28 protein-coding genes are annotated in these 26,069 nt (G+C 71.2%); 16 read left to right on the top strand and 12 right to left on the bottom strand.

Annotated features, from left to right (window positions below; all coding sequences use genetic code 11):
* Positions 1-48 precede the first annotated feature (48 nt).
* Both AB0I10_RS24660 and AB0I10_RS24655 read right to left on the bottom strand, forming a co-directional pair.
* Positions 49-522 carry an ATP-binding protein gene (locus tag AB0I10_RS24660; RefSeq protein ID WP_363154773.1) on the bottom strand — a complete coding sequence of 158 codons (474 nt, stop codon included), beginning with the start codon at positions 520-522 and terminating at the stop codon, positions 49-51.
* A gap of 315 nt (positions 523-837) precedes the next feature.
* Positions 838-1,788 carry a heavy metal transporter gene (locus AB0I10_RS24655; RefSeq protein WP_363154772.1) on the bottom strand — a complete coding sequence of 317 codons (951 nt, stop codon included), beginning with the start codon at positions 1,786-1,788 and terminating at the stop codon, positions 838-840.
* 40 nt (positions 1,789-1,828) lie between these two features.
* Here AB0I10_RS24655 and dapE point away from each other — a divergent pair, with 40 nt between their 5' ends.
* Together dapE and AB0I10_RS24645 are read left to right on the top strand one after the other, a co-directional pair.
* On the top strand, positions 1,829-2,920 hold the full coding sequence (gene dapE / locus AB0I10_RS24650; RefSeq protein ID WP_363154771.1) for a succinyl-diaminopimelate desuccinylase: 1,092 nt from the start codon (positions 1,829-1,831) through the stop codon (positions 2,918-2,920).
* A gap of 125 nt (positions 2,921-3,045) precedes the next feature.
* Positions 3,046-3,795 (top strand): TIGR00730 family Rossman fold protein, encoded by a 750-nt coding sequence (locus AB0I10_RS24645; RefSeq protein ID WP_363154770.1) that lies wholly within the window; start codon positions 3,046-3,048, stop codon positions 3,793-3,795.
* A gap of 48 nt (positions 3,796-3,843) precedes the next feature.
* On the opposite strand, the gene folP is transcribed toward AB0I10_RS24645, so the two are convergent.
* Entirely contained in the window at positions 3,844-4,704 is an 861-nt protein-coding gene (folP, locus tag AB0I10_RS24640) for a dihydropteroate synthase (RefSeq protein WP_363154769.1), read from the bottom strand.
* A 92-nt stretch (positions 4,705-4,796) separates the two neighbouring features.
* Between folP and AB0I10_RS24635 the strand changes: the two genes are divergently transcribed.
* Positions 4,797-5,252, top strand: coding sequence for a DivIVA domain-containing protein (locus AB0I10_RS24635; protein WP_363154768.1), 456 nt, complete (start codon positions 4,797-4,799; stop codon positions 5,250-5,252).
* Positions 5,249-5,854, top strand: coding sequence for a DNA-3-methyladenine glycosylase I (locus tag AB0I10_RS24630; protein WP_363154767.1), 606 nt, complete (start codon positions 5,249-5,251; stop codon positions 5,852-5,854). The genes AB0I10_RS24635 and AB0I10_RS24630 overlap by 4 nt, the downstream gene beginning before the upstream one ends.
* A gap of 395 nt (positions 5,855-6,249) precedes the next feature.
* Here the strand turns inward: AB0I10_RS24630 and AB0I10_RS24625 are convergent, their stop codons facing one another.
* Positions 6,250-7,050, bottom strand: coding sequence for an enoyl-CoA hydratase-related protein (locus tag AB0I10_RS24625; RefSeq protein WP_363154766.1), 801 nt, complete (start codon positions 7,048-7,050; stop codon positions 6,250-6,252).
* Positions 7,051-7,365: 315 nt separating this feature from the next.
* Between AB0I10_RS24625 and AB0I10_RS24620 the strand changes: the two genes are divergently transcribed.
* On the top strand, positions 7,366-7,533 hold the full coding sequence (locus tag AB0I10_RS24620; RefSeq protein WP_003985072.1) for a DUF3117 domain-containing protein: 168 nt from the start codon (positions 7,366-7,368) through the stop codon (positions 7,531-7,533).
* A 153-nt stretch (positions 7,534-7,686) separates the two neighbouring features.
* Here AB0I10_RS24620 and AB0I10_RS24615 read toward each other — a convergent pair whose 3' ends face one another.
* On the bottom strand, positions 7,687-8,370 hold the full coding sequence (locus AB0I10_RS24615) for an O-methyltransferase (RefSeq protein ID WP_363154765.1): 684 nt from the start codon (positions 8,368-8,370) through the stop codon (positions 7,687-7,689).
* Positions 8,371-8,546: 176 nt separating this feature from the next.
* On the opposite strand from AB0I10_RS24615, the gene sigE reads away from it, so the two are divergent.
* From sigE to AB0I10_RS24590, 5 genes are all read left to right on the top strand, one after another.
* On the top strand, positions 8,547-9,314 hold the full coding sequence (gene sigE / locus AB0I10_RS24610) for an RNA polymerase sigma factor SigE (protein WP_363154764.1): 768 nt from the start codon (positions 8,547-8,549) through the stop codon (positions 9,312-9,314).
* Positions 9,311-10,258: a zf-HC2 domain-containing protein gene (locus AB0I10_RS24605; RefSeq protein ID WP_363154763.1), complete on the top strand. Its 948-nt coding sequence runs from the start codon at positions 9,311-9,313 to the stop codon at positions 10,256-10,258. Before sigE ends, AB0I10_RS24605 begins: the two co-directional genes overlap by 4 nt.
* Before the next feature lie 701 nt (positions 10,259-10,959).
* A complete protein-coding gene (locus AB0I10_RS24600; protein ID WP_363154804.1) occupies positions 10,960-12,831 on the top strand; it encodes a trypsin-like peptidase domain-containing protein in 1,872 nt (623 codons plus the stop codon).
* 131 nt (positions 12,832-12,962) lie between these two features.
* Positions 12,963-13,448, top strand: coding sequence for a sec-independent translocase (locus AB0I10_RS24595; protein ID WP_363154762.1), 486 nt, complete (start codon positions 12,963-12,965; stop codon positions 13,446-13,448).
* Positions 13,449-13,565: 117 nt separating this feature from the next.
* Positions 13,566-14,213, top strand: a complete 648-nt coding sequence (locus AB0I10_RS24590) for a hypothetical protein (protein ID WP_363154761.1) — start codon at positions 13,566-13,568, stop codon at positions 14,211-14,213.
* 244 nt (positions 14,214-14,457) lie between these two features.
* On the opposite strand, the gene AB0I10_RS24585 is transcribed toward AB0I10_RS24590, so the two are convergent.
* The 3 genes from AB0I10_RS24585 to AB0I10_RS24575 are packed head-to-tail and all read right to left on the bottom strand — an operon-like array spanning position 14,458 to position 17,536.
* Positions 14,458-15,618, bottom strand: a complete 1,161-nt coding sequence (locus AB0I10_RS24585) for an Mrp/NBP35 family ATP-binding protein (RefSeq protein ID WP_363154760.1) — start codon at positions 15,616-15,618, stop codon at positions 14,458-14,460.
* 42 nt (positions 15,619-15,660) lie between these two features.
* A complete protein-coding gene (locus tag AB0I10_RS24580; RefSeq protein ID WP_363154759.1) occupies positions 15,661-16,242 on the bottom strand; it encodes a DUF1003 domain-containing protein in 582 nt (193 codons plus the stop codon).
* Positions 16,232-17,536: a CBS domain-containing protein gene (locus AB0I10_RS24575; RefSeq protein ID WP_363154758.1), complete on the bottom strand. Its 1,305-nt coding sequence runs from the start codon at positions 17,534-17,536 to the stop codon at positions 16,232-16,234. The genes AB0I10_RS24580 and AB0I10_RS24575 overlap by 11 nt, the downstream gene beginning before the upstream one ends.
* 247 nt (positions 17,537-17,783) lie before the next feature.
* On the opposite strand from AB0I10_RS24575, the gene AB0I10_RS24570 reads away from it, so the two are divergent.
* On the top strand, positions 17,784-18,533 hold the full coding sequence (locus AB0I10_RS24570) for a hypothetical protein (protein ID WP_363154757.1): 750 nt from the start codon (positions 17,784-17,786) through the stop codon (positions 18,531-18,533).
* A 43-nt stretch (positions 18,534-18,576) separates the two neighbouring features.
* On the opposite strand, the gene AB0I10_RS24565 is transcribed toward AB0I10_RS24570, so the two are convergent.
* The 3 genes from AB0I10_RS24565 to AB0I10_RS24555 form a co-directional block, all read right to left on the bottom strand.
* On the bottom strand, positions 18,577-19,116 hold the full coding sequence (locus tag AB0I10_RS24565) for a hypothetical protein (protein ID WP_363154756.1): 540 nt from the start codon (positions 19,114-19,116) through the stop codon (positions 18,577-18,579).
* 52 nt (positions 19,117-19,168) lie between these two features.
* Complete coding sequence (locus tag AB0I10_RS24560; protein ID WP_363154755.1) at positions 19,169-19,417, bottom strand: hypothetical protein; 249 nt, start codon at positions 19,415-19,417, stop codon at positions 19,169-19,171.
* A gap of 118 nt (positions 19,418-19,535) precedes the next feature.
* Positions 19,536-20,660 carry a magnesium and cobalt transport protein CorA gene (locus tag AB0I10_RS24555; RefSeq protein ID WP_363154754.1) on the bottom strand — a complete coding sequence of 375 codons (1,125 nt, stop codon included), beginning with the start codon at positions 20,658-20,660 and terminating at the stop codon, positions 19,536-19,538.
* Between the two features lie 529 nt (positions 20,661-21,189).
* Between AB0I10_RS24555 and AB0I10_RS24550 the strand changes: the two genes are divergently transcribed.
* The 4 genes from AB0I10_RS24550 (at position 21,190) to AB0I10_RS24535 (ending at position 24,574) form a co-directional block, all read left to right on the top strand.
* Complete coding sequence (locus tag AB0I10_RS24550) at positions 21,190-21,777, top strand: suppressor of fused domain protein (protein ID WP_363154753.1); 588 nt, start codon at positions 21,190-21,192, stop codon at positions 21,775-21,777.
* A 383-nt stretch (positions 21,778-22,160) separates the two neighbouring features.
* Entirely contained in the window at positions 22,161-22,799 is a 639-nt protein-coding gene (locus AB0I10_RS24545; RefSeq protein ID WP_363154752.1) for a DUF6758 family protein, read from the top strand.
* A gap of 144 nt (positions 22,800-22,943) precedes the next feature.
* The gene (locus tag AB0I10_RS24540) at positions 22,944-23,798 is read left to right on the top strand and encodes a PHP domain-containing protein (RefSeq protein ID WP_363154751.1); all 855 of its coding nucleotides are present in this window, start codon (positions 22,944-22,946) and stop codon (positions 23,796-23,798) included.
* A 170-nt stretch (positions 23,799-23,968) separates the two neighbouring features.
* On the top strand, positions 23,969-24,574 hold the full coding sequence (locus AB0I10_RS24535) for a MarC family protein (RefSeq protein ID WP_363154803.1): 606 nt from the start codon (positions 23,969-23,971) through the stop codon (positions 24,572-24,574).
* A 108-nt stretch (positions 24,575-24,682) separates the two neighbouring features.
* On the opposite strand, the gene AB0I10_RS24530 is transcribed toward AB0I10_RS24535, so the two are convergent.
* Positions 24,683-24,835, bottom strand: coding sequence for a hypothetical protein (locus AB0I10_RS24530; protein WP_099871903.1), 153 nt, complete (start codon positions 24,833-24,835; stop codon positions 24,683-24,685).
* Positions 24,836-25,039: 204 nt separating this feature from the next.
* Here AB0I10_RS24530 and AB0I10_RS24525 point away from each other — a divergent pair, with 204 nt between their 5' ends.
* Positions 25,040-25,966 carry an NYN domain-containing protein gene (locus AB0I10_RS24525; protein WP_363154750.1) on the top strand — a complete coding sequence of 309 codons (927 nt, stop codon included), beginning with the start codon at positions 25,040-25,042 and terminating at the stop codon, positions 25,964-25,966.
* The last annotated feature ends 103 nt before the right edge of the window (positions 25,967-26,069 follow it).

Here is a 26,069-nt window from a genome sequence, read left to right as displayed (position 1 = left end):
CGGGGAGAGGAATCCCCGGGCCCTGCGCGTGCTGTGGCGAGCGGAAGATCAGCCGCCGAGCGGCAGGCCGCCGAGCATGATGCCGCCGCCCTTGTTCGCATTGTTCGCTCCGCCGAGCAGGCCCTTGGCCGCTCCGGCGGTCTTGCCGGCCGACACACCCTTCTTGAGGGTGGGCTTGGCAGCCTGCTTGGCGGTCTGGTTGGCGGCCTGCTTGACGACCTTCCCCGTGGTGCCGGCGCTCCCCTGCGTGAGCGGCGCAAGCTCCAGAAGCGTCGGGACGAGGGTGCCGGCGGCCGCCGGCACGATCTTTGTGACGGTCCCCTTGGCGAGCTCGTTCGTCGCGCCGACCGTGGCCTCGGCGGCGTTGTTGGCGGTCTCGCTGGTGTCCTGGTTGCTCAGTCCGGGTGCCTTGGCGGGCAGTTCCAGGGCGCTCGCGGAGCCGGCCGCACCGACCACAGGAGCCGTGCCTGCTGCGACGAGCAGAGCGGCTCGGGCGATCCGACGCGTAACGGGGAGGGACATGGTGCTCCTTGTACGGAGAGGAAACTCGTAACTTCTGACAGACGTGCCATGTCCGCCAGGCGGACGCCCTGAATACCGCGTCAGATCCCTGAAAGTTGCGGTGAACTAAGGTAAAGAATTGGTAACGCGGTACATAATCGGCCCTGGATAAAGAATGGCAATATGAGTACCGGCGGTGGCGTGCGGAAACGTCACGGCCCTTAAGGGGAAAGGGAATTGGGGAAAATGCAGAGTTCTCGCGTACTCGCCCGGACGTGAACTCCCGTATCGAAAAAGGGAATTGCTGTCGGCGGCCCTTTCGAAGGGCCCTGCGGACTATTGCGCGGTGATGATACGAACGTCACCCGCGGAGCGCCCTGCGGCGGCGTCGGAGCCGGTCGGCTTCTTCTGCCAGCCCTTCCCCGAATCGGCCGCCGTCCACGTCCGGCCGGCGTAAGAGATCTGTTCGATACGGAGATCGGCGGAGTGCGCCATCGCCCAGGTCGCCAGCTCCCAGCCGCGCTGCGCGGTGGTTCCCGCGGTCCCCGGCCCGGCCGGCCGCACCGGCACCGTCACGCTCCGCGCGCCCGCCGCGTCCCGCCCGCCGGCGCCGGTCGTCCGCGGCAGCACCTCGGGCCCGAACTCCCGGACCAGCTTCTCCCGCACCGTCGCGCCGCCGCCCGTCTGATCGTCCACCGGACGGCTCTGGGTACAGGTCAGTGCGGCCCCGTCGCGGCCGGTGAGGGCCCCGGTCAGCCGCGCGGCGTTCGCCTCGTGCTTCGCGTACGCCTGCGGATAGCCGCTGCGCTGCACCTTCTGCGCGGCGACCGTCAGCGGCAGCCGGGAATAGCCGGGCACCTTGGCCAGATGCCGGTAGAACTCCCCGGCCGAATAGACCGGGTCCATGATCTGCTTGACGGTGCCCCAGTCCTGGGACGGCCGCTGCTGGAAAAGGCCGACCGAATCCCGGTCGCCGAAGTCGATGTTGCGCAGACCCGACTCCTGCATCGCGGTCGCGATCGCGATGGTCACCGCCCGCTCCGGCAGCCCGCGCGAGGACGCCACGGCCGAGATCGTCGCGGCGTTCGCGGCCTGCTCGGGGGTCATTTCGTAGGCCTCTGTATTGCCCTCGGCACCCTCGGCTTGCACCGTGCAGCGCGGTGCCCCCGGGCCGCCGGTGACGTACTGCACGACCAGATAGACGGCCAGCCCGATGAGCACGGCGAAGGCCGCGCTGATGCGCCAGAGGCGCTTGCGGCGGGCGAGGGCAGTGGGCTGGGCGGACACGAGCCCACCGTACTGGAGTGCTGCCGATAGGGTCGGATCCATGGAGCGCTCCGCACATCACACCGCCCTGGACCTGTCGCTGGATGCCGCCGAGCTCACCGCGCAGCTTGTCGACTTCCCCTCCGAGAGCGGCAACGAGAAGGACCTCGCCGACGCCGTCGAGCACGCCCTGCGTGCGCTGCCGCATCTGACCGTCGACCGGTACGGCAACAACGTCGTGGCCCGTACGCACCTGGGCCGCGCCGAGCGGGTGGTGCTCGCCGGGCACCTCGACACCGTGCCGATCGCCGACAACGTGCCGTCCCGGCTCGACGAGAACGGCGTCCTGTGGGGCTGCGGCACCTGCGACATGAAGTCCGGGGTCGCCATCCAGCTGCGGATGGCCGCCACCGTCCCCGCGCCCAACCGGGACCTGACCTTCGTGTTCTACGACAACGAAGAGGTCGCCGCGCACCTCAACGGCCTCGGCCATGTCGCGGACGCGCACCCCGACTGGCTCACCGGCGACTTCGCCGTCCTCCTGGAGCCCTCCGACGGCCAGGTGGAGGGCGGCTGCCAGGGCACCCTGCGGGTCCTGCTGCGCACCACCGGGGAGCGCGCGCACTCCGCCCGCAGCTGGATGGGCGCCAACGCGATCCACGCCGCCGCCCCGATCCTGGCGAAGCTCGCCGCGTACGAGCCGCGCCGCCCGGTGATCGACGGCCTCGAATACCGCGAGGGGTTGAACGCCGTGCGCATCGAGGGCGGCGTCGCCAACAACGTCATCCCGGACGCCTGCACGGTCACCGTCAACTTCCGCTACGCGCCCGACCGCACCCCCGAGGAGGCGATCGCCCACGTCCGCGAGGTCTTCGCGGACTGCCCGGTGGACGAGTTCATCGTCGACGACCACTCGCCGGGCGCGCTGCCGGGGCTCTCCCACCCGGCGGCCAAGGCCTTCATGGAGTCCGTCGGCGGCACCGCGATGCCCAAGTTCGGCTGGACCGATGTCTCCCGCTTCAGCGCCCTCGGCGTCCCGGCCGTCAACTACGGTCCCGGTTACTCCCTGCTCGCGCACAAGAAGGACGAGCGGGTCGAGGTCGACCGCATCCTGCACTGCGAGGAGCGGCTGCGCTCCTGGCTGACGGCCTGACCCGGGCGGGCGCCGGCCGCGGGACCGGCCGCCGACCGATCGCATACGGGCCGAATTCTCCTGCGCTTCACGTCCGTAGATCTAGGCTGAACCGGCAAGCGATCTGTCTGCGGAGGGAGCACATCATGGTCAACCCCGAGGGTGAGCCGGCCATGGAGGAGCAGCGGCTGGGCCCCGTACTGCGCCGTCACGACCAGGTGCAGGCAGGCACGACGGACCAGCGGCTGCTGGACACCGAAGGTCCCTCCGAGTGGGTGCACACCGACCCCTGGCGCGTGATGCGCATCCAGGCGGAGTTCGTCGAGGGCTTCGGGGCGCTCGCCGAGCTGGGCCCGGCCGTCAGCGTCTTCGGCTCGGCCCGTACCCCGCGGGACTCCAAGGAGTACGACGTCGGGGTGCGGCTCGGACACGCCCTGGTCGACGCCGGGTTCGCGGTGATCACCGGTGGCGGTCCCGGCGCCATGGAGGCCGCCAACAAGGGCGCCAACGAGGCCGGCGGGGTCTCCGTCGGCCTCGGCATCGAGCTGCCCTTCGAGCAGGGCATCAACGAGTATGTGAACCTCGGCGTCGACTTCCGCTACTTCTTCGTCCGCAAGACCTGCTTCGTGAAGTACGCCCGCGGGTTCGTGGTGCTGCCCGGCGGGCTCGGCACCCTGGACGAGCTCTTCGAGGCGCTCACCCTCGTCCAGACCCGCAAGGTCACCCGCTTCCCGATCGTGCTGTTCGGCACGTCCTACTGGAGCGGACTGGTCGACTGGCTGCGCGACACCCTCATCGCCGAGGGCAAGGCATCCCCGCACGACCTGGAACTCTTCCACCTCAGCGATGACGTCGACGAGGCGGTCGCGCTGGTGACCAAGGAGACCGGGGTGTAGGGCCTGTCCGATGGGTCAGGGTCGGAAAGGCCCTGGCCGCGCCGGGCCTCAGGCCAGCCCCCGGCGGGCTACCGCCGGGGGCCGGTGGCCGGCGATCGAGGCCACCATGTCCAGCACCTGCCGGGTCTCGGCGACCTCGTGGACGCGGTAGACCTGCGCGCCCAGCCAGGCCGATACGGCGGTGGTCGCGAGGGTGCCCAGCACCCGTTCCTTGACCGGCTTGTCGAGGGTCTCGCCGACGAAGTCCTTGTTGGACAGCGAGACCAGCACCGGCCATCCGGTGGCCGTCATCTCGCCGAGCCGGCGGGTCGCCTCCAGGCTGTGCCGGGTGTTCTTCCCGAAGTCATGCCCCGGATCGATCATGATCGCGTCGCGCCGGACGCCCAACTCCACCGCCCGCTCCGCCAGCCCGAGCGTCACCCGCAGAATGTCGGCCATCACGTCCTCGTACGTCACCCGGTGCGGGCGGGTGCGCGGCTCGGCGCCGCCCGCATGCGTACACACCAGGCCGGCGCCGTACCGCGCCGCCACCTCGGCCAGCCGCGGATCGACCCCGCCCCAGGCGTCGTTGAGCAGATCCGCGCCGGCCTCGCAGACCGCCTCGCCGACGTCGTGCCGCCAGGTGTCGACGCTGATCACCACATCGGGGTGGCGCCGGCGCACCTCGGCCACGAACCCGACCGTGCGGCGCGCCTCCTCCTCGGCGCTGACCTCCTCGCCGGGACCGGCCTTGACCCCGCCGACGTCGATGATCGCGGCGCCCTCGGCCACCGCCTGCTCGACGCGGGCGAGCGCCGGCTCGTCGCGGAATGTGGCGCCCTGGTCGTAGAAGGAGTCCGGGGTCCTGTTGACGATCGCCATGATCACCGGCTCGTGTGCACCGAACTCGCGATTCCCCAGCCGCAGCATTCCTTGACTCCCTCTCCGTGTTCCGCCAGCGACCCTAACTGTCACACCCTCATGGCACGATCAGTGCAGACGCATAGTTCGGGGAGTTGGTCGTGTTCTGGTTCTTGCTGATCGCGATGGTCGTGGTCGTGGCCGCGGTCACGCTCGTTGTCGTCGGCGGCGGCGACGGCGTTGACGGCGGCGGACTGCGGGACTCCCAGCCGGACCGGCTGTACGACCCGCTGCCCGACGACCGCCCGCTGGGGCGCGCCGATCTGGACGCCGTCCGCTTCCCGGTGGCCGTCCGCGGCTATCGGATGGTCGAGGTCGACGATGTCCTGGACCGGCTGGGCGCCGAACTGGCCGAGCGGGATTCCCGGATCGCGGAGCTGGAGGCGGCGCTGGCAGGGGCGCATGCGGCGGCCATGGGTGCCCCGGGTCTCCTCCAGGACACCCGGCCGGGCCCCGCTCCAGCGGACGATGTCAGGCCCGCGACCGGCCCCGTGGAAGACGCGCGGCCCGGTGCCCCGGAGGCGTCCGACAAGCGCGAAGGCGAGGGGCCGGCATGAGCGGCGTGTCAACGGCTCCCGACGGCGTCCCCCGCTGCCCCTGGGGGATGGAGTCGGCGCAGATGGCCGACTACCGGGCGTACCACGACACCGAATGGGGCCTGCCGGTCCATGGCGACGACGCCCTCTTCGAGCGGATGAGCCTGGAGGCGTTCCAGTCCGGGCTGTCCTGGATCACGATCCTGCGGCGCCGCCCCGGCTTCCGCGCCGCGTTCGCCGGGTTCCGGATCCCGGAGGTGGCCCGGTTCACGGACGCGGACGCCGAGCGGCTGCTCGGCGACCCCGGCATCATCCGCAACCGCGCCAAGATCGCCGCGACGATCAACAACGCCAAGGTCGCCGCCGCGCTGGCCCCGGGTGAGCTCGACGACCTGATCTGGTCCTACGCCCCGGACCGGGCCGCCCGCCCGGTGCCGCGCGCCCTCAGCGATCTCCAGCCGGTCACGGCGGAGTCGACGGCGCTCGCCAAGGACCTCAAGAAGCGCGGCTTCCGCTTCGTCGGCCCGACGACGGCGTACGCCATGATGCAGGCGTGCGGCCTGGTCAACGACCATCTCGCGGACTGTCATGTGCGCGATGCGGTGGAGGCCGCGGCGGCGTAGGTGCGCGAGGCGCGCGTGATCGCTTACGTGCACCCCCACCGGTCTTCCCCACACACAACGGGAGGGGCCGGACCGCAGGACGGAGTCCGGAGGTCCGGAACCGCACCCGACAGCCCCGCGCAGCGGCAACAGCCCGCCGCAGGCGCAACGGTGGGACAGCCGGAAAACGCGGCTCAGGCAAAGCGCAGCGGACGGCCCGCCGCAGGCGCAACGGCGACAAACCCCCACGGCGGGACAGCCAAAGACGCGGCTCAGGCAAAGCGCAGCGGACCGGCCCGCCGCAGGCGCAACGGTGGGACAGCCGGAAACGCGGCTCAGGCAAAGCGCAGCGGACCGGCGGGACAGCCGAAAACGGCGAGCACCAAGTCGGCTCAGGCAAAGCGCAGCGAACTCGCTCAGCGCCCGAGGAAGACCGGCCTCTCCTTCTTCACGAACGCCTCCACCGCGATGTGGTGGTCCTCCGACGCCCCGGCCCGCGCCTGCAACTCGTCCTCCTTGCCGAGGGTCTCGGCGAGCGAGTGCCCCGCACCGTGGGCGAGCGACTCCTTGATCGCGGCGTAGGCGGCGGTCGGGCCCTGCGCCAGCTTGCGGGCGACGGCCGCGGCCGTCTCGGCCAGCTCGTCCGCCGGGACGACCTTGTTGGCGATCCCGAGGTCGTACGCCTCCTGGGCGCTGACATTGCGCGGGAAGAGCAGCAGATCGGCGGCCCGGCCGTGGCCGATCAGCCGGGGCAGCGTCCAGGACACCCCGGAGTCGGCGGTCAGCGCGACACCGGCGAACGAGGTGTTGAAGGACGCGGAGTCGGCGACGACCCGGTAGTCGGCGGCCAGGGCGAAGCCCGCACCGGCGCCCGCGGCGACACCGTTGACGCCCGCGACCACCGGCTTGGGCATCTCGGTCAGCGCCGTGACGATGGGGTTGTAGTGCTCGCGCACGGTGGTCATCGTGCTGCCCGAGCCGTTCGCCCGGTCCTCGGCCAGCAGGCCGATGTGCTCCTTGAGGTCTTGTCCGACGCAGAAGGCGCGCCCGGTGGCGGTCAACAGAACGGCGCGTACGGCCGGATCGGCGGCGGCCTCCTGAAGCGTGTCCCGCAGCGCCACCTTCGCCTCGATGTTCAGCGCGTTCATCGCGTCCGGGCGGTTCAGGGTGATCGTCGCGAGTCCGTCGGTCAGGTCGTAGAGCACGGTGTCGGCCATAGTGAGGGTCCCCTCCGTCGCAGCTCCGACTGCCCGGTAATGGCAGCCAGCGCTCAGGATGCCGGAGATCATCAGCCGCCGGCATGTGACGTACATCAAAGAATGAGGGTGGGGCGGGAGTGTGCGAGTGGCGAAGTATCGCAGCCCGCTCCCCGAATTGAGTGGTTTTGGGAGAGCGCGTTGCAGAAGGGATGCCGTCCGATGTTGGTCATCGGGTCGTTCGATGCGGGATAATGGCTTGGAAGCAATGTGTTCGATGCCGGTGACACCTGGGTTGTCGGCTGCGATGAGCTGGTTTCAGGAAGGGGAACGAGCATGGCGGCCATGAAGCCGCGGACGGGCGACGGCCCGCTCGAGGTGACCAAGGAGGGGCGGGGCATCGTCATGCGCGTTCCGCTCGAAGGCGGCGGGCGACTGGTCGTCGAGCTGACACCCGACGAAGCCAAGGCCCTGGGTGAGGCCCTGGAAAAGGTCACCGTCTAAACGAGGGCGGAACAACCGCTGCGGTTTCCCGGGGACTGATCCCCGGTACCCCCCAGCCGAGTACCCCGGCCCCGGCAGGCGGCGCGCAGAATCTGCGCGCCGTGTGCCGGGGCCGTTTCGTTGCAGGTCGTGTGGGGTTGCAGGTCGTGTGGGTCAGCCGCGCTTGACCGCGCAGAGCAGCCCGTCGCCGACCGGCAGCAGGGACGGCACCAGTGCGGTGCTCTCCCGTATGGCCCGCAGCAGTTCCCGCAGCCGCAGCACCTCCGCCGGCTGCACCGCGGAGTCGACCGTACGGCCGTCCGCGAAGACGCCCTCGAAGCACACCAGGCCGCCGGGTCGTAGCAGACGCAACGATTCAGCGAGGTACTCCAGGCACTCCATCAGGTCCCCGTCGCAGAAGACGAGGTCGTAACCGCCGTCGGCGAGCCGGGGGAGTACGTCCAGCGCCCGGCCGGGGATGAAGCGCGCCCGGTTGCCGGCGAAGCCCGCCTCGCGGAACGCCTGCCGGGCGAAGGCCTGCCGCTCCGGTTCGAGATCGACGGTGGTCAGCACCCCGTCGGGCCGCATTCCGTGCAGGAGGTAGATGCCCGACACGCCCGTGCCGGTGCCGATCTCGGCGACCGCTTTGGCGTCCGCGGTGGCGGCGAGCAGGCGCAGGGCGGCGCCGGTGCCGGTCGACACCGTACGGATGCCCGCCTCCCGGGCGCGGTCCCGGGACCAGCGCAGGGCGACGTCGGTGGTGCCGTCGATGGGCCCGGCGCCGTACGCCTCGGCGAATGCCAAGCTCGTCTGCCGGTTGCCGGTAATGGCCCTCTCCTGTCCCCGTAGTTGACGCAACCGTGACTGTATCCGCTGTCTGCGGGAACCCGCAGATGGGACCGGGCGTTAATAAGGGGTAGGGGGAAGAGCGGGGGGATGCACCGGTGAAGACCGCGCGAGACATGCGGCAAGACCAGAAGCAGCACCAAATGCAGGTCAAAACTGCTTATCCGGAGCTAACGGGCGAGGTGGATATGGTAGGGGCTCTACTGGACACCACCAGAGCCACCAGGGGAGGTGCGGCTGCGGCAGGTGACCGAAGAGCGCGCAGGCGCTTGAGAAGGTCGTCCGCTGAGCCGAAATCCGTGACAAACACCGCTGACAGTCTCCGCACCACCAACTCCGCAACGACCGCGACCTTCGCCTCAGACGCGGATGCCCAGGCGTGGACTCCGCCCACCTGGGAGGAGATCGTCAGCACCCACAGTGCACGGGTCTACCGTCTCGCCTACCGCCTCAGCGGCAATCAGCACGACGCCGAGGACATCACCCAAGAGGTCTTCGTCCGCGTCTTCAGGTCGCTGTCGTCCTACACCCCCGGCACCTTCGAGGGCTGGCTGCACCGCATCACGACCAACCTCTTCCTGGACATGGTCCGCCGCCGCCAGCGCATCCGCTTCGACGCGCTCGGTGACGACGCGGACGAGAAGCTGCCCAGCAACGAGCCGGAACCGCAGGAACACTTCGACGACACCCACTTCGACGCCGATGTGCAGCAGGCGCTGGACGGTCTCGCGCCCGAGTTCCGCGCCGCCGTCGTCCTCTGCGACATCGAGGGCCTGTCGTACGAAGAGATCGCCGCCACCCTCGGTGTCAAGCTCGGCACGGTCCGCAGCCGGATCCACCGCGGCCGGTCGCATCTGCGCAAGGCGCTCAAGCACCGTTCCCCGGCGGCGCGCGCCGAAGAGCGCGAGCAGCAGCGGTCGCTTGTGATGTCCACCGGGGAGGTAGGAATCGCGTGAGCGGTATGGGCGGTGTGTCCCCCGCCGAGCAGCATCTCGGCGACCGCCTCGCGGCCCTGGTCGACGGCGAGTTGGGGCATGATGCGCGCGAGCGGGTGCTCGCGCATCTCGCGACGTGCGGAAAATGCAAGGCAGAGGCCGACGCCCAGCGCCGGCTGAAGAGCATGTTCGCCGAAACGGCGCCTCCCGGTCCCTCCGAGGGGCTGCTGGCGCGCCTCCAAGGGCTGCCCGGCGGTGATCCGGACGGTCCCGGCAGCCGGCTCGGCAACGGCGGCTTCGGGCACGGTGACTATGTCCGCGGCGGTGGCCCCTTCGGCTATGTCCCCTCCGGCAACCACGGCGCCCACGCCATGTCCGGTGTCCCCGTGCAGCCGCGGCCGCGTGGCTTCCGGGTCCATGAGGCCGAGCGGCCCGCGACGCAGCGGCGCAGGCTGGCCTTCGCGGCGGCCGGCGCGGTCTCCCTCGCGGCCTTCGCGCTCGGCGGCGCCCTCCCGCTGGAAGCCGCGGTCGAGACGCCCGGCGGGCGCGGCGAAGGTACCGGCACCGCCGTCACCCCGCTCGGCGCCACCCCGGCGGCCGGCAGCGGTTCGCTGCCCCACGTCAACGACTTCCTCGCGTCGTCGAACTCCCGGCCCGGACCGCTGACCGGCGGCCCGGCGGCGGCCCCCGGCGCGATGGGTCCGTACGCACCCGGCGCGGCGACACCGCCGCGCTCGGCTTCGGCGCTCAACCCGGCCGCAGCACGTTTCGGCCTGTCGCCCTTGATAGCCGTGACCGGCCCGGCACCGGGGTATCGCTTCACGCCGGTGGCCGCCGAGGCGGGCAGGAATCCCACCGGCCACCACCTTCCCCCGCTCCCCCCGCTGGAGCCCAAGCGGCCGCTGGCCGGCTCCGTGGCCCCGTCCGGCGCCGCCGGCCAGGGCACAACCTCGGCCTCGCGCTGACCGGCCCCTGCGCAGGCCCGCGCCGAACTGATTGAATCGCAGTGGGCGGCGCACCCCTGTGCGGGGGCGCGGGCCGCGAGGTGGCGGTGGCCCGCGTGTGACCGCGGGCGAAATATGGGGAGAGCATGGACGACGGTAAGGCCGCCGGGCCGAAGCTGAAGTGGTGGAGCCGCCCGGGACGTACCCCGGGCACCGAACCGTCCGCCGAGGCCGGCCCGCACGCACCAGTGCCCCCCGCGGACACCACGGCAGACGGCCCGGCGCCCGGTATCTCCGCCATGCAGGGGGTGAACGGCGCAGCTGGGCAGGATGCGTCGGCCGGGCCGATCGACCCGGCCCGGCCGGATGAGGCGGATGACTCGGGTGACTGGACGGTTCGTCCGCCGGAGCGGAGGCCGAGCGAGGGCGCGGTGGCGGGGGCGTCCGGTGCGGCCGAGCCGTACGGTGCGGCCGGGACGTCCGACGCCACCGGAGCAGTCGAAGCGAGCACGGCGACCATGACGACCGAAGCGGCCGAAGCAAGCACAGCACCTGCAGCAACTGACGTGGCCGATCGCATCGTTGAGCGGCAGGACGGGATATCGGGCGGCGCCCCGGAGGCGGCGCGCTCCGAGGCCGTTGCCGCGGCACCGGCCGCCGATCGCGTCGCCGCTTCGACGGTGACGCTCGGCCAGGTGGCCGTCGGCGCACGGGACGAGGCCATGACCGGTCCGCGGGCCGAGGCGTCCGGTGGGGCACCGCCCCGGCAGCCGCTGCATCCCGAGGACCCGTACGGCACGCCTCCGTACGGCGGCCCCGGCCCGTGGGCGCCCGCACCGCCGGTACAGCGGCCGGTGCCGACCCCCGCACATGGCACCAGGCTCCCTCCCCCAGCTACCGCTGGGAGGTGCCCCCAGTCCGCCGGACAGATGCCCGCTTACGGCGCACCGGCCCCGGCCGCGCCGGGCGCCATGCCCCCGCAGGCGCCGATGCCCGGCGCGCCCTATCCGAGCCCGCCGCAGCCGCCGGCCGGCCCGCAGGGCTCGGACGGCATCGTCGGCGGCCCCCTCGCACCACCGGCTGTTCCCGCGCCGCGCCCCGACGACCGTTCCCCGGCCCCGCACGGCGGCGACCAGCAGCACCCGGCCGGTACGGCGCACCCCCGGCCGACCGAGCAGACCGGCTCCCACCAGCCGGATCTGCGGAAGCCGGACGACACACAGGCCACCGCCCAAGACGCCGCGGACGGTGCGTTCGTCCCGCACCCGGGTGCCGGCGGCCCCCGGTCCGCCGGCACGCGCACGGCGTCGTTCGCCACGCAGCCACAGGCACAGCCGCAGACCCACTCCGGTATGCCCACCCCCGGAAGCGGCCCCGGAAACGCCCCTGCCCCCCACGGTGCATGGCAGCAGTACGACCCCTGGAGCGCGCCCCAGCACGGCGGCCCCGTCGTGCCCGCGCCGTCCACCGAGCGGGGCGGCCGCCGTGGTCCGCTGGTGGTCGGTGCGGTGGTGCTCGCGCTGCTCGCGGGCGGCGTAGGCGGCGGGATCGGCGCGTACATCGAACGCAACGGCGGCCTCAGCGACATCAGGCTGCCGCAGGCCGACGGCGAGCAGGGGAACCGAAACCCCGAGAGCGTCGCCGGGATCGCGCAGACCGCGCTGCCCGGTGTGGTCACCATCCACGTACGCGGCAACGCCGAACAGGGCACCGGCACCGGCTTCGTCCTCGACCGGCAGGGCCACATCCTCACCAACAACCATGTCGTCGAACCGGCCGGTGACGGCGGCGAGATCTCGGTGACGTTCAGCGGCGGCCAGACAGCCAAGGCGAAGGTCGTCGGCCGCGACGGCGGCTATGACCTCGCGGTCATCCAGGTCGAGGGCGTCACGGGCCTGCGGCCGCTCACCCTCGGCAACTCCGACGCGGTACGGGTCGGCGACCCGGTCGTGGCGATCGGCGCACCGTACGACCTCGCCAACACCGTCACCGCCGGCATCATCAGCGCCAAGCAGCGCCCGATCACCGCGGGCGGCGAGAAGGGCGACGGCAGCGATGTGTCGTATGTGGACGCGCTGCAGACCGACGCGCCCATCAACCCGGGCAATTCCGGTGGCCCCCTGGTGGACGGCAAGGCCCGGGTGATCGGCATCAACAGCGCCATCCGGGCGGCCGACAGCGGCAGCGGACTCGACGAGGGCGGCGGCAGCCAGGGCGGCAGCATAGGGCTGGGCTTCGCCATCCCGATCAACCAGGCCAAGCGGGTGGCCGAGGAGCTGATCAACACCGGTCGGGCGACGCATCCGGTGATAGGCGTCAGCCTGGAGATGGAGTACGCCGGCGACGGCGCGCGGGTCAGCGAGCGCAGCAAGGGCGGCGCGTCGCCGGTCACTCCCGGGGGCGCGGGCGCGAAGGCCGGGATCAAGGCCGGCGATGTGATCACCAAGGTGGACGGCGTTCCGGTGCACAGCGGCGAGGAGCTGATTGTGAAGATCCGCAGCCACCGGCCGGGTGACAGCCTTCAGGTGACCCTCCGACGGGACGGGAAGGAGCGCACCCTGCGGCTCACACTGGGCTCGTCCAGCACGGGCTGATCGTTTGCACGGTGTTGGCGCGGGTGACTCCCACCCGACGTATCGGGCCAGGTACCGTGATAGTCGGCCTGGCCCCTTTATCCATCCAGGACCTGACCTGACCCGGCCGCGGATATCCAAGGAGCTGCAAGGTGTTCTTCGACATAGGACCCCTAGAGCTGGTCGCGCTAGTGATCCTTGCCGTGCTCATCTTCGGTCCGGACAAGCTGCCCAAGGTCATCCAGGACGTGATGGGCTTCATCCGCAAGGTGCGGGCTTTCTCGGACAGCGCCAAGGAGGACATCCGGAGCGAGCTGGGCCCGGAGTTCAAGGACTTCGAGTTCGATGACCTCAAGCCGAAGAACTTCGTGCGCAAGCACGTCCTGGAGAAGGACGAGTACGGCCTCAAGGACCTGCAGGAGATCCGGGACGGCTTCGACCTGAAGAAGGAGATGGCCGAGGTCACGGACGCCGTGCACGGCCGCGACAGCGTCTCGTCCGCCGGGTCCTCGGACGGCTCGGCGTCGCCGAATCTCTCCAAGGAGTCCCCCGCCGCCTCCGGCGGCCCCGACCTGGTCAAGAAGACCGGCGGTACGGCGTCCGGTGATCGTCCGCCGTTCGACGCCGACGCCACCTGATATTCCCATATGCCCGGCTGTGTTGCGCCCTAGGGCTATGCTCCCGGTGTCCGGGGTGAGGTCGTCCGAGGGGGGCGGGCCGCCCACGACGCAGGGCAATGAGGAGGCTCCGCGCAGATGGAGACGACGAGTCCGACAGTGGAACGAGGTGTGTCCGCCGGCGTCGGCCGGAAGGTCGACGGCTATCTGCTGGCAGCGTTCCCGTGGTACGGCCTCGATGAGGCGTTCACCGGATCACGCTGGTTGATGCAGGTCGGCACGGCCGCGGATGGAACCGTCGAGCACGGTGCCACGGGGCATGGCGAGGAGCCCACGATAAAGGTGGAGACGGCCCAGGGCACCGACCGCTTCGCGGTCGTGGTGACGGTCGCCAGCCGCCCCGTACGGCGTAGCGCCGACGGCACCGGAGTACTGGAGGCCACCTCGGTCTCGACGGCCGCCTGGCTCGCCGGGGCCGGGCTGCTCTCGCAGACCTGGCCGTCCCAGATGGACCGGTCGCTGCGCCAGGACTGGCTGGACCAGCAGACCATGCTGGCCTGGGAGCTGGCGGACGATCTCGACGGCGAGAGCTGGAGCGAGCTGACGCTGCCGGTGGACGGCGTGCCGACGCCGTTCCGCTACCGCGAGTCCGAGTACGGCTGGGTGCTGGCCGGTTCGGCGAGCGAAGGGCCCGACGGCGTGCACATCGGCGCGTACGGGCGCGGTATGAGCGCCTACGGCCTGGGCTTTGCCGTCGTCAAGGACATCACCGCGTACGAGACCTGACCGGCGCTGTCGGCCGGTGCCGGAGATCAGGGCACCGGCCTCGCCTACACAGCCTGGGCTTCTCGGTGGTCGAGGACCGCGCGGCGTATGAGGGCCGACCGGCGCGGGAGACCCGGCGAGCTCCGTCATCCGCGTACCCGGCACCACCGCCATGCGCGTAAAAAGCGCCGTAGAAACGTCGAGGGGGCGGACCCGTTACGGGCCCGCCCCCTCGACGTCTTCAGGGAGACCGGCTCCCCGTCCCTCAGAACTTGTTGCGCGGTGTGATCCCCAGCGACATGCCCGACAGGCCGCGCTGGCGGCCGCCGAGCTTGCCCGCGATGGCGCGGATCGCCGAGCCGGCGGGGGAGTCGGGGTCGGTGAGCACGACCGGCTTGCCCTCGTCGCCGCCCTCGCGGAGGCGGACGTCGATCGGGATCTGGCCGAGCACCGGGACCTGCGCGCCGGTCGTCTTCGTCAGGCCCTCGGCGACCCGCTCGCCGCCACCCGTGCCGAAGACATCGACCATCTCGTCGCAGTGCGGGCAGGGCAGCCCGGACATGTTCTCCACCACGCCGACGATCTTCTGGTGAGTCTGCACGGCGATCGAACCGGCCCGCTCGGCGACCTCGGCAGCGGCCTGCTGCGGGGTGGTGACGACCAGGATCTCGGCGTTCGGCACCAGCTGGGCAACGGAGATCGCGATATCGCCGGTGCCCGGGGGCAGGTCCAGGAGGAGGACGTCCAGGTCGCCCCAGTAGACGTCGGCGAGGAACTGCTGGAGCGCGCGGTGCAGCATCGGGCCGCGCCAGACGACGGGCGCGTTGCCGGGGGTGAACATGCCGATCGAGATGACCTTCACGCCGTTCGCCGACGGCGGCATGATCATGTTCTCGACCTGGGTGGGCTTGCCGTAGGCGCCCAGCATCCGGGGGACGGAGTGGCCGTAGATGTCGGCGTCCACGACACCGACCTTCAGGCCGTCCGCCGCCATCGCCGCGGCGAGGTTGACCGTCACCGACGACTTGCCGACGCCGCCCTTGCCGGACGCGACGGCGTACACCCGGGTCAGCGAACCGGGCTGGGCGAACGGCACCTCGCGCTCGGCCGTGCCGCCGCGCAGTGACGTCGCCAGCTCCTTGCGCTGCTCGTCGCTCATCACGTCGAGGTCGACCTTGACGCCGGTCACGCCCTCGACCCGGGAGACGGCCTCGCGCACGCTGTTGGTGATCGTCTCGCGCATCGGGCAGCCGGAGACGGTGAGGTAGACCACGACCGCCACCGCGCCGTCCGCCGCGATGTCCACCGATTTGACCATCCCCAGGTCGGTGATGGGGCGGTGGATCTCGGGGTCGTTCACCGTCGCGAGCGCGGCGCGGATCGCGTCCTCGCTCGGCGAGGTGCCTTGGGGCGTGTCGGTAGCCATGACCCGATGGTACGGCTGATGAGGCGGCCTCCGGAAAGGTCGTCAGCGGTCGCGTTCGTCACTCTCCGCTTCGACCATGTGCCGCAGCTCCAGGTCCCGCATCAGATCCTCCAGCTCGGAGCGGATCCAGTCGCGGGTGGCGACCTCGCCCAGGCCCATCCGCAGCGCCGCGATCTCCCGGGTCAGATACTCGGTGTCCGCGATGGAGCGCTCGTTCTGCTTGCGCTCCTGCTCCTGGGTGACCCGGTCGCGGTCGGCCTGCCGGTTCTGCGCCAGCAGGATCAGCGGCGCCGCGTACGACGCCTGCAGCGACAGCGCCAGCGTCAGGAAGATGAACGGGTAGTCGTCGAACTTCACGCTGCTGGGCGCGAAGATGTTCCAGCCGATCCACACGATGATCGTGAACGTCATCCAGACGATGAACCGGCCGGTCCCCAGGAAGCGGGCGATCTTCTCCGACAGCCGCCCGAACGCCTCCGGGTCGTACTCCGGCCAGAACGAGCGGCGCGGTGCGCGCGGCTGGTCGAGGCGCACCCGGGGCCGCTCGGAGGCGCCGTGACGCAGTGCCGTGGAGCCATGGGCCCGTGACCGGTCCCTGCCGCTCTCCCGCTCCTCAGCGCCCATGACCGGCCTTCCCGGGGTACCCCGCGCTCACCCCGGCCGTGGCCTCGCCGAGCATCTCCCGCTCCCGCCAGTCGTCCGGCAGCAGATGGTCCAGCACGTCATCGACGGTGACCGCGCCGAGCAGTGACCCGCTCTCGTCCACGACGGGCGCGGAGACCATGTTGTACGTCGCCAGATAGCTGGTCAGCTCGGGCAGCGGGGTGTCCGGCCGCAGGGCCGGCAGATCGGTGTCGGCGATCGAGCTGACGAGAGTGAACGGCGGGTCGCGCAGCAGCCGTTGGAAGTGCACCAGGCCCAGGTACTTGCCGGTGGGGGTCTCGTCGGGCGGCCGGCAGACATACACCTGGGCGGCGAGCGAGGGGGACAGGTCCGGGTCGCGGACCCGGGCCAGCGCGTCCGCGACCGTCGCGTCCGGGCGCAGCACGATCGGCTCGGTGGTCATCAGACCGCCCGCCGTGCGCTCCTCGTAGGCCATCAGCCGCCGGACGTCCGCGGCCTCCTCCGGCCGCATCAGGGCCAGCAGCCGCTCCTTCTCCTCCTCCGGCAGCTCCGAGAGCAGATCGGCGGCGTCGTCCGGGTCCATCGCCTCCAGGACGTCGGCGGCCCGCTCCTCCTTCAGCTTGCCGATGATCTCGATCTGGTCGTCCTCCGGCAGCTCCTCCAGGACGTCCGCGAGCCGGTCGTCGGCGAGCGCAGCGGCGACCTCGGCACGCCGCTTGGGGGAGAGGTGGTGCAGTACGCCCGCGAGGTCGGCCGGCCGCAGCTGTTCGAAGGTGGCCAGCAGATTCTCCGCGCCCTGGCCGTGCTCCTCCCGGGAGAAGCCGGTCACCGCCGACCACTCCACGGTCAGGGCCTCCCCCTTGCGGCGCAGCGCGCCGCCCTTGCCCTTGCGGACGAAGACCTTGTCGATCTCCCAGTCGCGGCGGGCCGGCAGCTGGGTGATGCCGATGTCGAGGACGGTGACCTCCTCGCCGGTCTCCACCAGTCGCACCCGCCGGTCCAGCAGCTCGCCGAGCACCAGGGTCTCGGACGCCCGCTGTTCGAAGCGCCGCATGTTGACCACGCCGGTGGTGATGACCTGGCCGGACTCCACGCCGGTCACCCGTGTCATGGGCAGAAAGATCCGGCGTCTGCTGACCACCTCGACGACGAGGCCGAGCAGCCGCGGCGGGCGGGCGCCGACCCGGAGCATCGCGACGAGGTCCCGGAGGCGGCCGACCTGGTCGCCGTTGGGGTCGAAGACGGCGATGCCGGAGAGATGGGAGACGAACACCCGGGGGGTCACCACTGCCATGCAGAGCGCCTCCCTTTACACCGTTCCGCTTGTCCTGTTCTGCCCTGAATACGGCCTCGATCCGGGTTCAGGCTAACGCGCCGGGGTCGGCGCCGCTTCGGGGAGAACGGCCGTATGGCGTCCGCTGCACGCCCCGCCGGAAACCGGGCACGTGCCCGGGTACGCTGCCGTACTGCTGACGAGGTCACCCGCATCAGGAGGCAGAGCCGACGTGACTGCAATCCCCTCGGGGACGAGCCCCCGACCCTTGGCCGGACCCCGTCGCACGGGACGGGCGGCGCTTGTGGGGGCGGTGTGCGCGGCGCTGGCCGCGGTACTGGCGGGCTGTGGCGCCGAGGAGGACCCGGACGCCGGCACCAACGGGGTGGGAAAGCTGCCGGCCAAGAAGATCGAGGCCAAGGCGATGGCGGCGGCGAAGCGTGCTGAAACGGTCCGGCTCTCCGGCAATGTCGTCAGCCAGGGCCGCACCTACAAGCTCGACATGCGGCTCGCGAAGGACGGCGCGAAGGGCGAGCTGACCACGAAGGCGGCCGCGTTCCAGCTGCTGCGGGTCGGCAACGCGCTCTACCTGAAGGCGGACGCGGCCTTCTGGGCCGGCGAGAAGGGCGGCAAGTCCGGCACGCCCGACGAGGCCGCCGCGGCGAAACTCGGCGGCAAGTACGTCAAGGTGCCCTCCGCGGACCCCGTCTACAAGCGCTTCAGCGGCTTCACGGACAAGGACGTGCTGCTCAGCAGCCTGCTCGGACTGCACGGCAAGCTGACGGCCGGCGGGCGCGGCGACGTCGACGGAGTCCGCACCGTCCGGCTCTCCGGGGGCGCGGGCTCCGGCGGCACCCTGGATGTCTCCCTGGAGGGCACGCCGTACCCGCTGCGGTTCAAGCGCGCAGGTGGCGCGGGCGTGGTCCGGCTCGACGACTGGGGCAAGTCCGTGGACCTCAAGGCCCCGGCCAAGGACCAGGTCGTCGACTACGGGCAGAAGATCTCGGGCAACGGGTAGCGGCGCCGGGCGCCTGCCTCGACCCGTACGGCCCTTCGGTCCTTCAGCCCTTGCGGCCCCGACGCAGCAGCTTCGGCAGCGCGGCGGGGGCGGGCCGCCGGGTGGTGGCGGGCGTCGGCAGCGGCGGTACGGCGTGTGAGCCGTCCGGCATGGCACCCGGGCGCTGCTCGGCCGCGCCGGTCGGCTCCAGCCGCAGTACCCGGCACTCGCGCGCCCAGCGCTCGGTGATGGTGTCCGCGTCCGGCGCGTTGAGCCGCTTGCCCTTCAGCTCGTCGACCGCGGCCCGCCAGGCCTCGCCCTCCGGCGCCAGCTCGCTGACCCGGGCCTGCCAGGCGATCAGCCGGCCGCCCTTGTCCTTGCTGCGTACGGTGACCGTCGCCAGGCCGCCGTCGGTGAGCCCGAGGTCGGCGAGCGGCTGCTCCCCGGCACCGTCCCCGACCAGGCAGGCGGCGCCGTCATGCCACAGATGCCACAGCGCACGCGACGGGCCCGAAGCGCCCCGCACCCAGATAAGGCCGGACTTCTTCGTGGCCTCTTCGATGAGCGCCCGATCCTGCAGGGCCTGCGACACGGTCTCCGTCATACGGCTCAGCCTAATGGGCGGCGCCGGCACGGCCCGGGGCGGTGCGGGTCGCTCAGCGGCTGACGGCGCGCGCGAATCCGGCGATCTTCCGCGGGCAGGCCCGTATCTCACGGTTGAACCGGCCTTCGTGCCGAGATCGCCGCCACTCCTCGTCCTCGACGCCCGGATGCCGCGCGTGCTCGCAGGGGGCGCCCCCGACGGCACGCTCGACCCCGGCCGGCACCTCCACCACCCGGGCCTCCGCCGCCGCGTCCGGGCGGGCCCAGACGACGTGCGCTACCGGCCGCGATCCCTGTTCCACGCTGTCCTTGCTCCGAGGATGGCACGAGGGTCCGACAACGCCTCCGGGCAACCATCCCTGACGCTCCATCAGGTAACGCAGGTCGCTTCCCGAGCCGACTCCGCCACCGCTCCCGGCGTCACAGCCACCCGTTGCGCTTGAACCCGCGGTGGATCCCGAAGCAGATGGCCGCCGTCATCAGCAGCACCGCCGGGTAGCCGTACTTCCACCGGAGTTCCGGCATGTAGTCGAAGTTCATGCCGTAGACGCCGGCGATCATCGTCGGTACGGCGAAGATCGCCGCCCATGCCGTGATCTTGCGCATGTCCTCGTTCTGCGCGACGGTCGCCTGCGCGAGATTGGCCTGCAGGATGGAGTTGAGCAGGTCGTCGAAGGACAGCACCTGCTCATTGACCCGCGCCAGGTGGTCGGCGACGTCCCGGAAGTACTTCTGGATGTCGGAGTCGACCAGCCGCATCGGCCGCTCGCTCAGCAGCTGCATCGGCCGCAGCAGCGGCGACACCGCGCGCTTGAACTCCAGTACCTCGCGCTTGAGTTGGTAGATCCGCCCGGCGTCGCCGCCCTTGGCGCCCTTGGTCCCGGGGCTCTTGCCGTTGCTGCCCGAGCTGAAGACGTCGATCTCCACCTCGTCGATGTCGTCCTGGACCGCACCGGCAACCGCGATATAGCTGTCGACCACCTGGTCGGCGATGGCGTGCAGCACCGCGGACGGGCCCTTGGCCAGGAGTTCCGGGTCGTCCTGGAGCCGGTGCCGCAGGGCGCGCAGCGAGCCCTGTCCGCCGTGCCGCACCGTCACGATGAAGTCCCGGCCGGTGAAGCACATCACCTCGCCGGTCTCCACCACCTCACTGGTCGCGGTCAGCTCGGCGTGCTCCACGTAGTGGACCGTCTTGAAGACGGTGAAGAGGGTGTCGTCGTAGCGCTCCAGCTTGGGCCGCTGGTGGGCGTGCACGGCGTCCTCGACGGCCAGTGGGTGCAGCCCGAACTCCTGGGCGATACCGGCGAATTCGGCCTCGGTCGGCTCGTGCAGCCCGATCCAGGCGAAGCCGCCCTCGGCCCGCGCACTGGCCATCGCCTCGGCCGGGGTGACGTGCTCGCGGACCCGGCGGCCGTCGCGGTAGACGCCGCAGTCGACGATGGCGCTGTTCGGGCAGGCCGGTGCGGAGGTTTCGTAGCGGTACGGGGAGACGCCGCGCCGCCGGGACGGGCGGACGGCGGCGCGCAGGTCGCGGATCATCGACATGGGCAGGCTCCTTCACGGGCCGGCCGTCAGCTGCGGGCGCGGGGCGCAGCGCTGCCCGGAACGTGGACGTACGAGGCGTCGTTGGCCGTACGTCCGCAAAGCGGGCGGCGCTCCGTGCGGTGATACTGACGGCAGTTCGCAGAAAACACGGAACAAAGAGTCGAAGGCGCTCTTCCGTCATCTACATCCGGCGCAAAGGCGCTTCACGGGTTTCGCCGCTCAGCGGCGGGGTACGGAAGCTCTCGGATCAGGAGATTCGCTGCGCGAGGGGGATGACGGGAGAACTATCGGTACTGCACGGTCGACTCGGATCCACCGCAGCCCCACCTCCTCCGGCCGGTCCCCGTTGGGGGACGACGTCATTCCCTGACCAGACGGCAAGGCTATCAGCCGTCTGAAGCGTTACGGCGCCGTTTTGCCTGTTCGATACGAACAATGAGCGCGCCGCTCGCGGTCCTCCCGGACGGAGTCCGGGGGAGGCTCGTTGAGGGGCAGTGGCCGGGCGAGGGGCCGGCCTTATGCTCGCGGCATGTCTGACGTTCTTGAGCTGGTTGAAGCCCGGTTGCGTATGGCCCTGGGCGAGCCGGACGCGCGCGCTGCCGTCACGTTCCTCGGGACCGACCGTATCGAGGTGCTCCGCTTCGAGGGCAACGGGGTCATCCGCTACGCCACGCTCGGGATGTCCGCCCAGCCGATGGCCGACCCCACGGTCGTACTGGCCGACCCGCTCCGCGGCCCGCGCGCCGAGCTCCTGCTGTCCGTACGCGGTGGCCGCGCGGACACCGACAAGGTGCTGCGGCCGCTCGCCGTGCTCGCCGCGTCCCCGCAGGTCGAGGGCCTGATCGTGGCACCGGGAGCCGCGCTGGACGTGGGTGAGCCGCTGTGGCCGGGGGCGCCGTTCACCTCGGTGCTGGTCGCCGCGTCCGGTGGCCTGGTGGAGGACCTGGAGCTGGACGAGCCGATGGAGCCGGTCCGCTTTCTGCCGCTGCTGCCGATGACGCCCAATGAGGCCGCATGGAAGCGGGTGCACGGCGCCGACGCGCTGGAGGCGCGCTGGCTCCAGCACGGCACGGATCTGCGCGACCCGCTGCGCAAGGGCGTACCGCTCGACGACTGAGCGGCGCCCCTGGTGACGCGTCAGACACGTTCGCCCGTACGGCCCTTTCGGCCGGCGGGCGGAGGCCTCGCCCAACTGGAACGGGTCGACTTCGGTGCCGGTGCCGGTGCCGCTGCGCCGCATGCTGCTGGGTCCCCTTCCCGTTGCCGCTTCCGTACCCCTGATCGGGATCCGTCCCTGTGTGATCCCCAAGGCCGTTGGTGTTCGCGCATGGCAAGTTAGCTGGGCTAAATGGTGCTAGTCGCACCTAGTAATTCGTTGGGGAATACTTGGGGAATAGGGGTGAGAGTTGGCCGAGGGCGCGCGCGGGGGCGTGTTGTGGGGCACACCGGACGGGTGATCGTCCTTGACGCGACGGCAGCCCTGGAGGACCGTTGGTCCTTATGAGGGGCGAACCCAGTTGCCCGAAGTGCGGTGGCCGGGTGCGGGCGCCCGGTCTCTTTTCCGACTCCTGGCAGTGCGCCGTGCACGGTACCGTGCACCCACTCCAGCCAGTCGTCCCGCCGAGCGTCGATGCGCTCGGCGTTGTCGTGCACCGTGCGCAGGTGCCCGTGTGGATGCCTTGGCCGCTGCCCGTCGGCTGGCTGTTCACCGGTGTGGCCTGTGCCGGCGACGACCGCAGCGGGGGCCGCGCGACCGCGGTGGCCTGCTCGGGCCCTGGGCCGCTCGGCGGGCCCGGTGAACTGCTGCTGATCGCCGAGGAGCTGGGTGTCGGACTCGGCTCGCGCTATGCCGGCATCGACGGCCCCGACCCCGGCCCCCATCTGTGCACGGAGAAGGCGGCGCACGCCAAGGTGCTGGCCGCGGGGCGGCCGACCCCGATGTGGCATGTCGAGGGAGCGCCCTCGGACCGCGCGGTTTTCGCGGGTGAGGCCCGCGGACTGTGGCTGTGGGCGATCGCCTGGCCCGAGCAGGCGGGCATGCTGCTGTACGACGAGATGGTGCTGACCGATCTGCGCGAGGCGGGCGCCGAGGTGGATCTGCTGCCGTGCGGTGCGCTGTCGCCGCGCATTCTGAGCTGAGCGCAGGGGCGACGGGCGCCCGCGGGGCCCATCGGTTCGCCGCCTGACGGGGGCATGTCCGCCCGGCCGGTATCCTTCTGAGGACCCCCCTACGGCCTCGCCGTGTGCCCCTTGTCCGTCCCGCAGCAGTCTGGAGTTCGTGTCGTGCGTATCGATCTGCACACCCACTCCACGGCGTCCGACGGTACGGACACCCCCGCTGAGCTGGTACGGAACGCCGCGGCCGCCGGTCTTGACGTGGTGGCGCTGACCGACCATGACACCGTCGGCGGCCATGCCGAGGCGCGCGCCGCACTGCCCGAGGGGCTGACGCTGGTCACCGGCACCGAGTTCTCGTGCCGGATCGACGGTGTGAGCTTGCACATGCTCGGCTACCTCTTCGACCCCGAGGAGCCCGAGCTCGCGCGTGAGCGGGAGCTGGTCCGGGACGACCGGGTGCCGCGGGCCCAGGCCATGGTCGGCAAGCTGCGCGACCTCGGGGTGCCCATCACCTGGGGGCAGGTGGCGCGGATCGCCGGGGACGGCGCCGTGGGGCGGCCGCATATCGCCACCGCCCTCGTCGACCTGGGCGTCATCGCGTCCGTCTCCGACGCCTTCACCCCGCAGTGGCTGGCCAACAACGGCCGGGCGTACGCGGAGAAGCACGAGCTCGACCCGTTCGACGCGATCCGGCTGGTCAAGGCCGCCGGAGGGGTCACCGTCTTCGCGCATCCGCTGGCCGTCAAGCGCGGCAGCTGCGTACCGGAGAGCGCGATAGCGGAGCTGGCCGCGGCGGGCCTGGACGGCATCGAGGTCGACCACATGGACCACGACGAGCCGACCCGCGCACGGCTGCGTGGACTGGCCGCCGACCTCGGGCTGCTGACCACCGGCTCCAGCGACTACCACGGCAGCCGCAAGACCTGCCGCCTCGGTGACTGCACCACCGACCCCGAGATCTACGGCGAGATCGTGCGCCGTGCGACCGGTGCCTTCCCCGTTCCCGGCGCGGGCGGCTGAGCCCGCTTCGGGGGACCGCCGCGGCCGTACCGCGCCCATGGCGTGCCCCTGAGGGGTCTCCGGGTCGCCCCGGTCCCCGCGCCGCTCTCTGACATCCCCCCTTACGGGCCTCCGCCTCCCGCGTGCCCGCGTCCCGTTCGTCCCGTACCACCTCCTGCAAGGCCATCACCGTGTTCGACGTCGCCGTCTTCAGTACCCTCTTTGTCACGCTTTTTGTGATCATGGACCCGCCGGGGATCACCCCGATCTTTCTGGCCCTGACCTCCGGCCGGCCGGCCAAGGTGCAGCGCCGGATGGCCTGGCAGGCCGCCACCGTCGCCTTCTGCGTCATCGCCGTCTTCGGCATCTTCGGCCGGCAGATCCTCGGGCGGCTGCACATCTCGACGCCCGCGCTGATGATCGCGGGCGGCCTGCTGCTCCTGCTGGTCGCGCTGGATCTGCTGACCGGCAAGTCGGAGGAGCCGACCCAGACCAAGGACGTCAATGTGGCGTTGGTGCCGCTGGGCATGCCGCTGCTGGCGGGGCCCGGCGCGATCGTGTCGGTGATCCTCGCGGTGCAGCATGCGCACGGCTTCAGCGCGCAGCTGTCCGTCTGGGTGGCGATCGTCGCGATCCATGTGGTGCTCTACCTGGTGATGCGGTTCTCGCTGGTGATCATCCGCGTGATCAAGGACGGCGGGGTGGTGCTGGTGACGCGGCTCGCGGGCATGATGCTCTCCGCGCTGGCCGTGCAGCAGATCATCAACGGCGTCACGCAGGTGATCCAGGGCGCCTGACGGCCCGCGGCCGGCCCCGGATACACGAAGCGCCCCCGTACGACGTGTTCGTACGGGGGCGCCGGCGCGTCTTGTCGCGGCCGGTCTCAGCGGGCCGCGGAACAGCCGTTAACGGGCGGCGGTGTCGGCCGGGCGGATGTAGATGCGCTGGCCTATGGCGGCGGCCTGCTGCACGATCCGGTTGACGGAGGCGGCGTCCACGACGGTGCTGTCCACGGCGGTGCCGTCGACGTCGTCCAGGCGCATGATCTCGAAGCGCATACGGCTTCTCCCTTCGTCTGATCCTCCTGCGGAGAACTCTTTGGTAGGGCTTGCCCGGCTTCCTTGCCGGGCGTTCCGTACGGGTACAACCACATGCCTTCCCCAATCATTCCCTACGCTAAAGAAATTTTTCGACGGGCTAAATACTCGCTGGTAGGAGAGCGGTTGTGCTCAGAGAGTGACCGCCCGGACAATGGATCCGGTATGAGCAACATCCAGCCCACGGGCCCCACCGACCTCGCCGCGCTCGCCGCCGGTATCGAGCGCACCAATGAGCTGCTGACGCGTGTGCTCGCGGAGGTCGCCACCACGCCGTCCACCCACGCGGCCTTCGTCGACGCGGGCTATGTGTACGCCGCGGCGGGGCGGCTGGTCAGCGGTACGGAGGACCGCAGGGCGTTCGACCTGGACGCCGAGGGGATCATCGAGGCGTTCATCGACAAGGCGCGGATGATCTTCCCGGACAGCCGGCTGCTGCGCGTCTACTGGTACGACGGCGCGCGCCGCCGTATCCACACCCAGGAGCAGCAGCGCATCGCCGAACTGCCGGACGTCAAGGTCAGACTCGGCAACCTCAACGCCAACAACCAGCAGAAGGGCGTCGACTCCCTCATCCGCACGGACCTGGAGTCGCTGGCCCGGCACCGCGCGATCAGCGACGCGGTGCTCATCGGCGGCGACGAGGACCTGGTCTCCGCGGTGGAGGCGGCGCAGGGGTACGGCGCGCGCGTGCACCTGTGGGGCATCGAGGCCGCCGGCGGCCGCAATCAGGCCGAGCCGCTGCTGTGGGAGGTCGACAGCCAGCGCACCTTCGACCTGGAATTCTGCAAGCCGTACGTCACCCGGCGGGCCGGCGTCGAGTACACCGACCCGGCGGCGGCCGAGGGGCCGGTGCCCACCCGCGACGAGGTCCGGTTCGTGGGTGCGCGGGTGGCCGCCCAGTGGCTGGCCGAACACGGCCGCGAGTGGGTGGCCGAGCTGCTGCCGGGCCACCCGTACCTGCCGGGAACCGTCGACCAGGAGCTGCTGACCGCCGCGGAGGCGATGCTCCGGCACTCCCTGCGCGGCCACGCCGACTTGCGGCGGGTGCTGCGGGACGGCTTCTGGGAGCACGTCCAGGGGCAGTACTAGGACAGGCCCTAGGTGTATTGACCTGGAGCGTTGTTCACACGGCTGATGGGTGGCTTGCCGTCCAGTGCGGTGTGGCAGCGGTGGTGGTTGTAGGTGTGGAGGA

This window comes from Streptomyces sp. NPDC050636 (genome assembly GCF_040654775.1).
Taxonomy (GTDB): domain Bacteria; phylum Actinomycetota; class Actinomycetes; order Streptomycetales; family Streptomycetaceae; genus Streptomyces.
This window is presented reverse-complemented; position numbering and strand designations above follow the sequence as displayed.

Bases quoted from the DNA above. Each gene is read 5' to 3' on its own strand.
- AB0I10_RS24660 (WP_363154773.1), bottom strand. From the start codon at position 522: ATGTCCCTCCCCGTTACGCGTCGGATCGCCCGAGCCGCTCTGCTCGTC.
- dapE (WP_363154771.1), top strand. From the start codon at position 1,829: ATGGAGCGCTCCGCACATCACACCGCCCTGGACCTGTCGCTGGATGCC.
- AB0I10_RS24645 (WP_363154770.1), top strand. From the start codon at position 3,046: ATGGTCAACCCCGAGGGTGAGCCGGCCATGGAGGAGCAGCGGCTGGGC.
- folP (WP_363154769.1), bottom strand. From the start codon at position 4,704: ATGCTGCGGCTGGGGAATCGCGAGTTCGGTGCACACGAGCCGGTGATC.
- AB0I10_RS24630 (WP_363154767.1), top strand. From the start codon at position 5,249: ATGAGCGGCGTGTCAACGGCTCCCGACGGCGTCCCCCGCTGCCCCTGG.
- AB0I10_RS24625 (WP_363154766.1), bottom strand. From the start codon at position 7,050: ATGGCCGACACCGTGCTCTACGACCTGACCGACGGACTCGCGACGATC.
- AB0I10_RS24620 (WP_003985072.1), top strand. From the start codon at position 7,366: ATGGCGGCCATGAAGCCGCGGACGGGCGACGGCCCGCTCGAGGTGACC.
- sigE (WP_363154764.1), top strand. From the start codon at position 8,547: ATGGTAGGGGCTCTACTGGACACCACCAGAGCCACCAGGGGAGGTGCG.
- AB0I10_RS24600 (WP_363154804.1), top strand. From the start codon at position 10,960: ATGACCGGTCCGCGGGCCGAGGCGTCCGGTGGGGCACCGCCCCGGCAG.
- AB0I10_RS24590 (WP_363154761.1), top strand. From the start codon at position 13,566: ATGGAGACGACGAGTCCGACAGTGGAACGAGGTGTGTCCGCCGGCGTC.
- AB0I10_RS24585 (WP_363154760.1), bottom strand. From the start codon at position 15,618: ATGGCTACCGACACGCCCCAAGGCACCTCGCCGAGCGAGGACGCGATC.
- AB0I10_RS24580 (WP_363154759.1), bottom strand. From the start codon at position 16,242: ATGGGCGCTGAGGAGCGGGAGAGCGGCAGGGACCGGTCACGGGCCCAT.
- AB0I10_RS24575 (WP_363154758.1), bottom strand. From the start codon at position 17,536: ATGGCAGTGGTGACCCCCCGGGTGTTCGTCTCCCATCTCTCCGGCATC.
- AB0I10_RS24565 (WP_363154756.1), bottom strand. From the start codon at position 19,116: ATGACGGAGACCGTGTCGCAGGCCCTGCAGGATCGGGCGCTCATCGAA.
- AB0I10_RS24555 (WP_363154754.1), bottom strand. From the start codon at position 20,660: ATGTCGATGATCCGCGACCTGCGCGCCGCCGTCCGCCCGTCCCGGCGG.
- AB0I10_RS24550 (WP_363154753.1), top strand. From the start codon at position 21,190: ATGTCTGACGTTCTTGAGCTGGTTGAAGCCCGGTTGCGTATGGCCCTG.
- AB0I10_RS24545 (WP_363154752.1), top strand. From the start codon at position 22,161: ATGAGGGGCGAACCCAGTTGCCCGAAGTGCGGTGGCCGGGTGCGGGCG.
- AB0I10_RS24530 (WP_099871903.1), bottom strand. From the start codon at position 24,835: ATGCGCTTCGAGATCATGCGCCTGGACGACGTCGACGGCACCGCCGTG.
- AB0I10_RS24525 (WP_363154750.1), top strand. From the start codon at position 25,040: ATGAGCAACATCCAGCCCACGGGCCCCACCGACCTCGCCGCGCTCGCC.